Source organism: Pseudoxanthomonas yeongjuensis (genome assembly GCF_010093345.1).
GTDB lineage: Bacteria > Pseudomonadota > Gammaproteobacteria > Xanthomonadales > Xanthomonadaceae > Pseudoxanthomonas_A > Pseudoxanthomonas_A yeongjuensis.
On record NZ_PDWT01000010.1, the window covers coordinates 15,878 to 27,741 of the forward strand.

Genomic DNA, 11,864 nt, shown 5'->3' on the forward strand with positions numbered 1-11,864 from the left:
TTACGCCCATGCTCGCGCCTATCCGTTCGCCAGGCCCCTCGAAATGAACGAGAACGCAGCTGGGAAACTGACCGTCCTCCTTGCAAGCACTTCTTACCCCACCGACCTTTCTGATTGGCGCGGGCTGTTCATTAGACACATGGTCCATGCACTGGCGCGGCGCGATGACCTGACTCTCCACCTTTGGGCTCCACCAGGCGAAATCCCCGCCAACACCACTTATGTTGCAACGCCCGACGAGGAACGCTGGCTGGCCTCATTGATGCTGGCGGGAGGCATAGCCCACTTGATCCGGAATCGCGGCGTACGCGCACTTACATCACCGCTGCGATTGCTATCCATGTTGCGCGACCTCTACCGTCGCGAATCGGCAGTCGGGCTGTATCACATCAACTGGCTGCAGAATGCGTTGACGCTTCCAGGCAACGGCGTGCCTGTGCTGGCAACCGTATTGGGCACCGACATGCAGCTGCTAAAGCTCCCGGGCATGACGAAATTGCTGCGGCGCGCGCTTCGCGGCCGCCGCGTCGCCATCTGCCCCAACGCAGAATGGATGTTGCCGGAACTGCGTCAGCGATTCGGCGATATCGCCGAGATCCAGTCAGTCCCTTTCGGCATTGATTCCAGCTGGTTTGCAATTCAGCGCGCCGAGATATCCGAAGGCAAGCCCAAGTGGCTGTGTGTTTCCAGGCTTACGCGGGGCAAGATCGGCACGCTGTTCCAATGGGGGCAGCCGTACTTCTCTGATGGCCTGCGCGAACTTCATCTCTTCGGCCCGATGCAGCAGGAACTGGCGCTGCCGGACTGGGTTCACTATCACGGCGCCACAACGCCTGAATCGCTGTATCGCGACTGGTTTCCGCAGGCGTGTGGGCTAGTTACGATGAGTCAACATGCCGAAGGCAGGCCCCAAGTGATACTGGAAGCCATGGCTGCGGGACTGCCCATCATTGCCTCGCGCCTACCCGCGCACGAAGATTTGCTGAGCCACCGCCACACTGGTCTGCTATGCAGCAATGCCACCGAACTGGGCGAGGCACTAGCAGTGCTGGATGAGAGATCAACGAATGCCGAGATCGGTCAGCACGCTCGGGATTGGGCAAAAACAGAGATCGGCACTTGGGACGATTGCGCCGCACGCTACACCGCTATATACGAACGTCTGATTGAAAAATAGCAACGGTATGACGGTCTGGCATTGGATGGTTCCGGCTTCATCGGCCGTCACATGGTCGAGACATTGGCGGGAAGTGGGAAGAGCGTTATCGCCGCCACCACAAAATCAACCGACTTTGCCCACCCTCCCATCGAAAATGTGGTGGTGGCGTTAGACAAGCCCGATGACTTCGCTCCACTACTTGCCCGCAACCAGTCGTAGTGCACGCCCCCCTCCAGCAGTACGCCCGGAAGTACCGCATACGCCCCGCTGATGGAACTTGATGGCAATCTCCGCAGGGCGCTTAGCTTACTAACCGCATTGCAGGACGCCCAGAATTGCTCTCTGCTCTCTCTGCTCTCTGTGTCCTCGGGAGGAGCTCTTTATGGTGACCGAAAAGGTCAGGCTGCCAAAGAAGCGGATCCTCTCCTGCCACGCTCGTATCACGGCGCCACCAAGGCCTCACTTGAGCATTTCATCAACGCTTGGCCGGAGCAATATGGTGCCGCGGCCGTAGTGCTTCGCCCATCGAATGCCTAGGGACCTGGACAGGCTCCTCGTAGCGGATTTTGGATCATCCCGGCGACTTTCGAATCCAGCTGGAAACAATCTCCAATGACCTTGTGGGGCGACGGTAGCGCCGTGCGCGACTACATCTACATCGACGACTTCGTGCGCTTATGCTTGGCCGTATTGGACAAGCCGTTTGCTCGCGGAATCTAAACTTATAACGCATCGAGCGGCGAATCCGTAAGCCTATGCAGTTTATGGACACGATCCGAGCGGCCACCGGCCCGCCTCTTGAATGCCGTCACGAGCCATCGCGCGCATTTGATATTCAGCACATCATTCCCGATAACGTCGCCGCAATGGCACGTTACGTCCGGAAAGCGAGGGCACCATTGAACGAAGGTCTTCAGCACTCATGGTCGTGGTTTAGGAATAGACGGTAGCCACCCTTAGCTTTTCCGCGCTAGACATTGCCTCTCTCATTTCCTTCCAATGCGCCCGCGTGCACCGATAAAAAACGCTCGTCCAATGGACCACGTGGCAATGTCTGCGACTATTGTCACCAGGCGGAGAGCGAGAATCGCCGAAAGCAATGCGGCCAACTGAATCGGGCATGGCTGCAATAGAGCAAACACCGCATCGGTAACACCCCATCCTTGCGGAGCGAATATGGCGAAATTGCCAACGGACGCGGCTGTAGTGTAGGTCGTGACCAGTGCGGTCGAAGGACAGGTAAAGAACGGCTCGCCGAATGCTTTCGCCACTACCGTGAATGCAACGCCGACCCCTACCCATACCAGGCCAAGAAGAAAAACGGCAATAATCCAATGGATTATTCGCGAACGGCGATGCTGATTCGGGAAAAGCAGGAGGGGAGAAAAGCAACCAACGCCCCCGCATGCCATCATTAAAATCGCCAATCTCGTGGCAGGGGCACCGCCATCAAACAAGGCTAAACCAAGCGCGCCTGAGGCAAGAGCGGCGCCCGTTGCGATTGCCACCATGTCAGCGAGTAGCAACCGCGCAAGGTGACCGGCAGATGCTTGAATTTCGTCATGGATATCCGCATAGCGGGCAAGCGAATGCCAGATGCCTCCGGGAATGAAACGTGCCGGCAGCCTGTTGACGTAGCTTGACAATGTCCGGGAATAGACGCGTTCGATGCCAAGAACGAACTGAACTCGCCACAAGGCAAAAGCCGTGAGTGGATGCAACATGGCAAGCCAGAGGGCTGCGAACACCAGCAATGGAACAGATGCCGACCGGTATAGATTAGCTACGGCCGTCCAATGCAGCGAAAGGTACCCTCCAATGCATAGAACGGCGGCAATGAGAAAAACATGCTGCACCCAACGCAGGAATTGGCGCCATCGTGGCAACTTGGCGTCGCTACTCGGCATCCACCGCTCGCCCGGTTTCGATGTTAGTCATGACTTCTTCCGCCCTACGCACAAAGAAAGTATGCACATGCGCTCCAATTCGACTGCGATGAAAGTCCAGCGCTAAATCGTCAGACCACGCTATCTTGGCGTTTTCCATAGCAGCCAGATATATCCCGGGAACGCCCAGTAGGCGACACGCCGAAAAAAGCGCGCCAAGGCAAGGTTTCGACCCGGGAATAAGTACTCGGCCTGGTAGCGCGCAGGATCGTCGAGCACTTCCGTGGTGATGTCCTCAATCTTGAAATTCGCCACCAGCCCAAGCAGCTGCTTCCATGTCATGTGCCGCTCGTAGTAATGGGCGCCACGCCCGAGCAGGCGCAGATAGACATGCGCCCAGCTGACGGGAATAACCGAGAGCAATGGCAGTTTGTAGTGCTGCTCTATCGGATTCCATCGGTTCGTGGCAGCGAAATAGCAGACCCCACCTGGCTTTAGTACTCGCTCGATTTCATTCATCAGGCGAAAGGGGTCGGGCACATGCTCATACACCTGCGCGCAGAGGACGACATCGAAACTGGCGTCAGGCATATCGATATTCATCGCATCCCCCACCCTGAATTCCAGATTGGGTGCCTGATGACTGTCCTGCGCAAACTTCACGGCCTTTGCATCGATATCGATGCCGGTCAACGACCCAACGTGCGGCGCGAGCTCTGCATCGATAATGCCTGTCGAGCATCCGACATTGAGCACGTCGGCCACGGCAAGCCGTTCACCAAGCGCTCCCTCAAGGATAAGGCGGGTCGTGGTCGCCTTGCGTATGCGACCTTCGTCGGAATACATCTCGACATGCTTCTCGGCGAAATCGTGCTGGTACCCGCGATTGCTCTTACCCATTACCGATTTCCGCGGTGTTGGCAACGAATTCTTCCGCAGCCTCGCTGCTGCCCGCAGCCATTGGACAGGAATCGATAACTGCCACCAGCGTGTCGCGACTCACAGTCCCCTTGCCTCCCGCAGAAATAAAAACAGCGTTCATGCCTTGCGCAGCTCCAACTGATATCCGGACGCCATCGCTTTTGAAGAGGGCCAAAGCTTTGCCATGGCCCAAAAGACAAGATTGACCAATGGGATCAACAGCATGAGCACGGGCAAACCCGGAACAAGCCGCCAACGGCTGCCCGATTGCATCGGTTCCGCCAAAGCCAGGCAGGTCAGCAACCCCGCGGCCTGCAAAGCGTTACAGGCTGGCTGCATCGCCCTGATTTCCAAACCAGCAAGTTCCGCACTACGGCGCCACCCGTGCGGGGTCCATCGCTGGTAGTCGTGAGGTGCGTCATGGATGGGATAGAGGAACGGCATGGACACGTACGCCACTCCATCCGGCCGTAGCACCCGAGCGATTTCCGCAAGCACTTGATCCGGCATACGCACATGCTCCAGGACCTCCAGGCAAGCGACAGCGTCGAATGTTCCGTCCGCAAATGGCAGGCATGCGGCATCGGCGAACACGTCAGGCCGGGCGCCATACAGCACCTGGCCCGTCGCCGGGTAATCCAGGGCAACGTATTGGACTTCGGGACCAAGGTGCGTTTGCAGCCAGCGGTCGGCGGCCCCGATGTCGAGCACCCTGCCTTCTGCACCCACCAGTCCGGCTGGAGGTATCTTCGGCCCCATCAACCACTGCGGGTGAAGCGGTGTTCGCGCCACCCACCTCGACAACGCCCGTAGCCGATTCATTCCCGCCCGGGCCGGTTGTATGTCAACGAGGTGATCTGCTCGGAAATCAACCCGATCAGAAAGATGATCACCGCCGCACTGAACAGCAACGCGCTCATGTTGGTGAAGCGGTGCATGGTGAGGAAGGTGTACGCGTAGTACCCCAGCCCCAAGGCGAAGAACCCACCGGCCACCGGCGCGAACAGCTTCAATGGCGAATACAGCGTGGCGATCTTGAAGATGATCAGCAGGAAGCGGATGCCGTCCTTGATCGGGCGGATGTGGCTCTTGCCGATGCGCCTGGCCACCGGGATCGGTTCGTAGGCCACCGCGTACGCACTGCGGAAGAAGGCCATGGTGCTGGTGGTGGGATAGGAGAAACCGTTCGGCAACAGGTGCAGGAACTCACGGAACTTGTCCGCGCGCACCACCCGGAACCCGGAGGTCAGGTCGCGCACCCGCGCGCCGGTCATGCGGCTGGCCAGCCAGTTGTAGAAGGTGTTGGCCAGGCCCCGGCTCATGCCCGCCTGCCCCGACCAGTCGCGGGCCCCGACCACCATGTCGTAGCCCTCCTCCAGCCGCTGCAACAGCCGCGGGATGTGCGCCGGATCGTGCTGGCCATCGGCATCCATGAACACGATGACCTCGCCGCTGGCCGCCCGTGCGCCGCGCTTGATCGCCGCCCCGTTGCCCATCGAATACGGCGAAGCCAGCACCCGCGCGCCCGCCTGGGTGGCGACCAGCGCTGTGTCGTCGGTGGAACCGTCGTCGACCACGATCACCTCGGCCTCCGGCAGCAGCGCCCGCAGCGTGGACAAGGTCCCGCGCAATCCGCCGGACTCGTTCTTGGCCGGTAAAACGATCGAAAGCCGCATCAGTACTCCCCTTTCGGACAGGGTAAGCCAGCACCGCCGATCAGGAAAGCCGCAAGACCCCCGTAGGAGCGCCCCTTGGGCGCGATGCTTTTGCGATCAAGCCATCTGGCCGCGGAGCATCGCGCCCAAGGGGCGCTCCTACAGGGGTGGTTTGTGACCTGTTGCGACAGGTTGTGATCGCGGCCACCGGGCGAAACCCGCGCCGTGCGGTAAAGTTGCCGCTGGCCCGGATCTTGCGTCGACACCCCGGGTATCACGCCAATCCGGGGAATGCCTGATGAATGCCGCTGTCGCCAATACCGCCAACCTCGTCGGCATCACCGGCATCGCCCGCCGCCTGGTCATGGACGGGGCCATGGACGAAAACACCGCCCGTAGCGCGATGACCGATGCCTCCAACGCCAAGGTGCCACTGGCGCACTGGATCGGCGAGAAGAAACTGGTCTTGCCGGGACAACTGGCTGCGGCCAACGCCATCGAATTCGGTATCCCGCTGCTGGACGTGAGCGCCTTCGACCCGATCCACAACGCGCTCAAGCTGGTCAGCGAAGAACTGCTGCAGAAACACCAGGTGCTGCCCCTGTTCAAGCGCGGCAATCGCTTGTACGTGGGCATCACCGATCCGACCCAGACCCGGGCCCTGGACGATATCAAGTTCCACACCAACCTGGTGGTGGAACCGATCCTGGTTGCCGAGGACCAGCTCAAGCGCACCCTGGACCTGTGGTCCAGCGCCAACGATGTGATGGGTGGCGACGACGACGATGAAGGCCTGGAGAACCTGGAGACCAGCGGCGGCGACGACGACCTGGCCAGCAACGACAGCGGCATCGACTCCAAGGGTGACGACACCCCGGTGGTCAAGTTCGTCAACAAGGTGCTGATCGACGCGATCAAGCGCGGCGCCTCCGACATCCACTTCGAACCCTACGAAACCGACTACCGGGTGCGCCTGCGCATCGACGGCATCCTCAAGCAGGTGGCCAAGGCCCCGGTGAAATTGAACATGCGCATCGCCGCGCGCCTGAAGGTCATGGCCCAGTTGGACATCGCCGAGAAGCGCGTGCCGCAGGACGGCCGGATCAAGCTGAATTTGAGCAAGAGCAAGCAGATCGACTTCCGCGTCAGCACCTTGCCGACCCTGTTCGGCGAAAAGATCGTGCTGCGCATCCTGGACGGCAGCGCGGCCAAGCTGGGCATCGAGAAGCTGGGCTACGAGGACGACCAGCAAGAACTGTTCGTCAACGCGGTGAAGAAGCCCTACGGCATGGTCCTGGTCACCGGCCCCACCGGCTCGGGCAAGACCGTGTCGCTGTATACCGCGCTGAACATCCTCAACGACGATCAGCGCAACATCTCCACGGTCGAGGACCCGGTCGAAATCCGCGTGCCCGGGATCAATCAGGTGCAGATGAACGTGAAGCGCGGCATGACCTTCGCCGCGGCCCTGCGCAGCTTCCTGCGCCAGGACCCGGACGTGATCATGGTCGGTGAGATCCGCGACCTGGAAACCGCCGAGATCGGCATCAAGGCCGCGCAGACCGGGCACATGGTGCTGTCCACCCTGCACACCAACGACGCCCCGCAGACCATCGCCCGCCTGATGAACATGGGCGTGGCCCCGTTCAACATCACCTCATCGGTGACCCTGGTCATCGCCCAGCGCCTGGCCCGGCGCCTGTGCAACAACTGCAAGAAGCCTTCGCAGCTGCCCGAACACGCGCTGCTGGCCGAAGGCTTCACCGAGGAAGAAGTGCGCAATGGCTTCACCCTGTACGAGGCGGTCGGCTGCGAGGAATGCACCGAGGGCTACAAGGGCCGCACCGGCATCTACCAGGTGATGCCGATGAGCGAGGAAATCTCCGCGATCGTGCTGGAAGGCGGCAACGCCATGCAGATCGCCGAGGCCGCGCAGAAAGCCGGCGTGCGCGACCTGCGCCAGTCGGCCCTGCTCAAGGTCCGCAACGGCCATACCAGCCTGGCCGAGATCAACCGCGTCACCAAGGATTGATCCTGCAGGAGCGGGCCTTGCCCGCGATGCCCTCCGTCGGGATCGTCGATGCGGGCCGAAAAGCATCGCGCCCAAGGGGCGCTCCTACGGGGAATTCCAACGACCCGCTTTTGTAGGAGCGGGCCTTGCCCGCGATGCTTTCCGTCGGGATCGTCGATGCGGGCCGAAGGGCATCGCGCCCAAGGGGCGCTCCTACGGGGAATTCCAACGACCCGCTTTTGTAGGAGCGGGCCTTGCCCGCGATGCTCTCCGTCGGGATCGTCGATGCGGGCCGAAGGGCATCGCGCCCAAGGGGCGTTCCTACGGGGAATTCCAACGACCCGCTTTTGTAGGAGCGGGCCTTGCCCGCGATGCTCTCCGTCGGGATCGTCGATGCGGGCCGAAGGGCATCGCGCCCAAGGGGCGCTCCTACGGGGCTTGTTTTCCAAACCCTGCGGGCCGTCACAGTGGCAAATACCGCTGGGGCCGATTACCGGCTACCATGCGATTCACATTGTCCGGCGTGGGGATGCCGGTAGGGGTTAACGTCATGGCCATCACTCGTTCCGCAGCAAAGACCGCCACGCCCGCCAACACACCGTTGCCGGTGTTCGTGTGGGAGGGCAACGACAAGCGCGGCGTCAAGATGAAGGGCGAGCAGCAGTCCAGGAACGTCAACTTCCTGCGTGCCGAGCTGCGCAAGCAGGGCATCACCCCGACCGTGGTCAAGCCCAAGGGCAAGCCGCTGTTCGGCGCCGCCGGCAAGACCATCCAGCCGAAGGAGATCGCCTTCTTCAGCCGGCAGATGGCGACGATGATGAAATCGGGCGTGCCCATCGTGCAAGCCCTTGAGATCATCGGCAACGGCCACAAGAACGCGCGCATGAGCAAGATGATCGGTGCGATCCGCGCCGACGTCGAAGGCGGCTCCTCGCTGCACGAGGCGATCAGCAAGTACCCGGTGCAGTTCGACGAGCTGTACCGCAACCTGGTGATGGCCGGCGAAGGCGCCGGCGTGCTGGAGACGGTGCTCGACACCATCGCCAACTACAAGGAAAACCTGGAAACCCTGAAGGGCAAGATCAAGAAGGCCCTGTTCTATCCGGCCATGACGATCGCCGTCGCCCTGCTGGTCAGCTCGATCCTGCTGGTCTGGGTGGTGCCGCAATTCGAGGAAGTGTTCAAGGGCTTCGGCGCCGACCTGCCCGCGTTCACCAAGATGATCGTCGCCGCCTCGCGTTTCATGGTCGCGTACTGGTGGCTGATCCTGATGATCGTGGCAGGCTCGATCTTCGCCTTCATTTTCTTCAAGAAGCGCTCGCTGGCCTTCCAGCACTTCCTGGACAAGCTGATACTGAAGGTGCCGGTGGTCGGCCAGATCATGCATAACGCCTCGATCGCGCGTTTCGCGCGGACCCTGGCGGTGACCTTCAAGGCCGGCGTGCCGCTGGTGGAGGCGCTGGAAACCATCTCCGGCGCCACCGGCAACACCGTGTACGAGAAAGCCGTGCTGCGCATGCGCGACGACGTGGCCGTGGGCTATCCGGTCAACGTGTCGATGAAGCAGACCAACCTGTTTCCGCACATGGTCATCCAGATGACCGCCATCGGCGAGGAAGCCGGTGCCCTCGACGCGATGCTGTTCAAGGTCGCCGAGTACTACGAGCAGGAAGTGAACAACGCGGTGGACGCGCTGGCCAGCCTGATCGAGCCGCTGATCATGGTGTTCATCGGCGTGATCGTCGGCGGCATGGTCATCGGCATGTACCTGCCCATCTTCAAGCTCGCCGCCGTCGTCGGTTAAGACCGCATGGCGTTCCTGGATCGCGCTGCAAGGGCACCGACATGCAATGCGGTCCAAACGCGCCGCCGCGCGCACACGACACGCGATTGCGGGCCCTGCTTGGGCCTGTCTTGACCTTCCCGCAGGCGAATTGAATGGCATTCCTGGACCAAAACCCGGAACTCGGGTATCCCCTCGCGGCCGGACTGGGCCTGCTGGTGGGCAGTTTCCTCAACGTGGTGATCCTGCGCCTGCCGCGGCGCCTGGAATGGCAGTGGAAGCGCGACGCGACCGAGATCCTGGAACAGCCGGAGATCTACGACCCGCCGCCACCAGGCATCGTGATCGAGCCTTCGCACTGCCCGCACTGCAAGCACAGGCTGTCCTGGTACGAGAACATCCCGGTGTTCAGCTGGCTGGTGCTGCGCGGCAAGTGCCGCCATTGCCATGCGCCGATCTCCGCGCAATATCCCCTGGTCGAACTGCTGACCGGCCTGCTGGCAGTGGTCTCGGTCTGGCAATTCGGCTTCGGTTGGCAGGGCTTCGGCGCGATCGTGCTGAGCTGTTTCCTGGTCGCCCTGTCCGGCATCGACCTGCGCACCCAGCTGCTGCCCGACCAACTGACCCTGCCGTTGATGTGGCTGGGCCTGGTCGCCAGCCTGGACAGCCTGTACATGCCGGCCAAGCCGGCGCTGCTGGGCGCGATCGCCGGCTATGCGTCGTTGTGGACGGTGTGGTGGCTGTTCAAGCAACTGACCGGCAAGGAAGGCATGGGCCATGGCGACTTCAAGCTGCTCGCCGCGCTGGGGGCCTGGGTCGGCCTGCAGGGCGTGCTGCCGATCATCCTGCTGTCGTCCCTGGTCGGCGCGATCATCGGTTCGGTATGGCTGGCCACCCAGGGCCGCGACCGCGCCACCCCGATCCCGTTCGGCCCGTACCTGGCCATCGCCGGCTGGATCGTGTTCTTCTGGGGCCAGCAGATGATCGACGCCTACATGAAGTTCTCCGGCCTGGGCTAACCCCGTAGGAGCGGGCCTTGCCCGCGATGCTCTTCGTCAGGATCCGTGGATGCGGGCCGAAAGGCATCGCGCCCAAGGGGCGCTCCTACATAATGCGGGCATGAGCGATTACTTCATCGGACTGACCGGCGGCATCGCCTCGGGCAAGAGCGCGCTGGAACGTGAATTCGTCGCGTGTGGGGTGTTCGTCGCCGACGCCGACCTGATCGCACGCCAGATCGTAGAACCGGGGCAGCCGGCGCTGGCCGCCGTGGTCGAGGCCTTCGGCAAGCTGGTGCTGACCGCGGAGGGCCGGCTGGATCGCGCGGCGTTGCGCGCCCGGGTATTCGACGATGAACCCGCGCGCCGAGCGCTGGAAGGGATCCTGCATCCGCTCATCCGCATCCGCTTGCATGAACAGTGCCGGGCCGCAGCGAGCGCCTATGCGATCGCGATGATCCCGCTGCTCACGGAGGGCGGCGGCCGCGACGGCTATCCCTGGCTGGACCGGATCCTGGTGGTGGATGCGCCGCACACCATGCAGAAGGCGCGACTGATGCAGCGCGACGGCATCGACGACGCACTGGCCGAAAAAATGATCGCCGCCCAGGCTACCCGCGCCCAGCGCCTGGCCCTGGCCGACGACATCGTGGTCAACGACGGCGACCGCGCCGCGCTGCGCGAAGCCATCGCCGAACTCGACGCCCGCTACCGCGCATTAGCCGCCACCCCGTAGGAGCGGGCCTTGCCCGCGATGCCCTTCGTCGGGATCGTCGATGCGGGCCGAAAGGCATCGCGCCCAAGGGGCGCTCCTACGGATATGGGTGTCTTTTTCCGATATGGCCTTGCGGCTTCGGACTACATACCCGGGTCCGGGGCTACGAAACAATCCTGTCATGACGGCACTCACCTACCCCCGCAACAACGGCCATGCCGCGCTGCGACGCGAGCGAATGCAATTGACCGGGCAGATCTACCACCTGACCATCACCACGCACATGCGCACTCCGGTCTTTCGCGATTTCGAAGGCGCCTGTGCGGCATCACGTGCGTTCGAGAACCAAGCCTTCCTCGGAGATTCGATGATGCTGGCTTGGGTGCTGATGCCGGATCATGCGCATTGGTTGTTGCAGCTTGGCGAAGGTGGTTCGTTGAGCGCAGTCGTATCCAGATTGAAGTCCGCGAGCAGCCGCTGCGTGAACCAGGCAATGGGTACGCAAGGTCCGGTGTGGAGCCGCGCATTCCACGACCATGCGCTACGTGACGACGAGGGTGTAGCCGGTACCGCGCGATACATCGTCGCCAATCCCCTGCGTGCAGGTCTGGTCGAGAGGCTCGCCAATTACCCGTTCTGGAATTCCATCTGGCTGTAGGAGCGCCCCTGGGGCGCGATGCCTTTCGGCCCGCATCCACCGATCCCGACGAAGAGCATCGCGGGCAAGGCCCGCTCC

10 protein-coding genes and 1 pseudogene are annotated in these 11,864 nt (G+C 62.0%); 7 read left to right on the plus strand and 4 right to left on the minus strand.

The window, feature by feature from the left end; all coding sequences use genetic code 11:
- Window positions 1-43: 43 nt before the first annotated feature.
- Together CSC74_RS16255 and CSC74_RS17790 are read left to right on the plus strand one after the other, a co-directional pair.
- Window positions 44-1,177 (plus strand): glycosyltransferase family 4 protein, encoded by a 1,134-nt coding sequence (locus CSC74_RS16255; RefSeq protein WP_162315553.1) that lies wholly within the window; start codon window positions 44-46, stop codon window positions 1,175-1,177.
- 240 nt (window positions 1,178-1,417) lie between these two features.
- A pseudogene (locus tag CSC74_RS17790) lies at window positions 1,418-1,879 on the plus strand (NAD-dependent epimerase/dehydratase family protein); the annotation flags it as partial.
- 266 nt (window positions 1,880-2,145) lie between these two features.
- On the opposite strand, the gene CSC74_RS16270 reads toward CSC74_RS17790, so the two are convergent.
- The 4 genes from CSC74_RS16270 to CSC74_RS16285 form a co-directional block, all read right to left on the minus strand.
- Window positions 2,146-3,066 carry a hypothetical protein gene (locus CSC74_RS16270; RefSeq protein WP_162315556.1) on the minus strand — a complete coding sequence of 307 codons (921 nt, stop codon included), beginning with the start codon at window positions 3,064-3,066 and terminating at the stop codon, window positions 2,146-2,148.
- Window positions 3,067-3,186: 120 nt separating this feature from the next.
- The gene (locus CSC74_RS16275; RefSeq protein ID WP_162315557.1) at window positions 3,187-3,945 is read right to left on the minus strand and encodes a class I SAM-dependent methyltransferase; all 759 of its coding nucleotides are present in this window, start codon (window positions 3,943-3,945) and stop codon (window positions 3,187-3,189) included.
- Window positions 3,946-4,083: 138 nt separating this feature from the next.
- Entirely contained in the window at window positions 4,084-4,725 is a 642-nt protein-coding gene (locus CSC74_RS16280; protein ID WP_246193338.1) for a class I SAM-dependent methyltransferase, read from the minus strand.
- Window positions 4,726-4,784: 59 nt separating this feature from the next.
- Entirely contained in the window at window positions 4,785-5,642 is an 858-nt protein-coding gene (locus CSC74_RS16285; protein WP_425501477.1) for a glycosyltransferase family 2 protein, read from the minus strand.
- 277 nt (window positions 5,643-5,919) lie between these two features.
- Between CSC74_RS16285 and pilB the strand changes: the two genes are divergently transcribed.
- The 5 genes from pilB (at window position 5,920) to CSC74_RS16310 (ending at window position 11,786) form a co-directional block, all read left to right on the plus strand.
- On the plus strand, window positions 5,920-7,653 hold the full coding sequence (gene pilB, locus CSC74_RS16290) for a type IV-A pilus assembly ATPase PilB (protein WP_162315559.1): 1,734 nt from the start codon (window positions 5,920-5,922) through the stop codon (window positions 7,651-7,653).
- Between the two features lie 529 nt (window positions 7,654-8,182).
- Window positions 8,183-9,436 carry a type II secretion system F family protein gene (locus CSC74_RS16295; RefSeq protein WP_162315560.1) on the plus strand — a complete coding sequence of 418 codons (1,254 nt, stop codon included), beginning with the start codon at window positions 8,183-8,185 and terminating at the stop codon, window positions 9,434-9,436.
- Between the two features lie 134 nt (window positions 9,437-9,570).
- Window positions 9,571-10,434: a prepilin peptidase gene (locus CSC74_RS16300; RefSeq protein WP_162315561.1), complete on the plus strand. Its 864-nt coding sequence runs from the start codon at window positions 9,571-9,573 to the stop codon at window positions 10,432-10,434.
- A gap of 100 nt (window positions 10,435-10,534) precedes the next feature.
- Window positions 10,535-11,149: a dephospho-CoA kinase gene (coaE, locus tag CSC74_RS16305; RefSeq protein ID WP_162315562.1), complete on the plus strand. Its 615-nt coding sequence runs from the start codon at window positions 10,535-10,537 to the stop codon at window positions 11,147-11,149.
- Between the two features lie 160 nt (window positions 11,150-11,309).
- Entirely contained in the window at window positions 11,310-11,786 is a 477-nt protein-coding gene (locus CSC74_RS16310) for an REP-associated tyrosine transposase (protein WP_162315563.1), read from the plus strand.
- The last annotated feature ends 78 nt before the right edge of the window (window positions 11,787-11,864 follow it).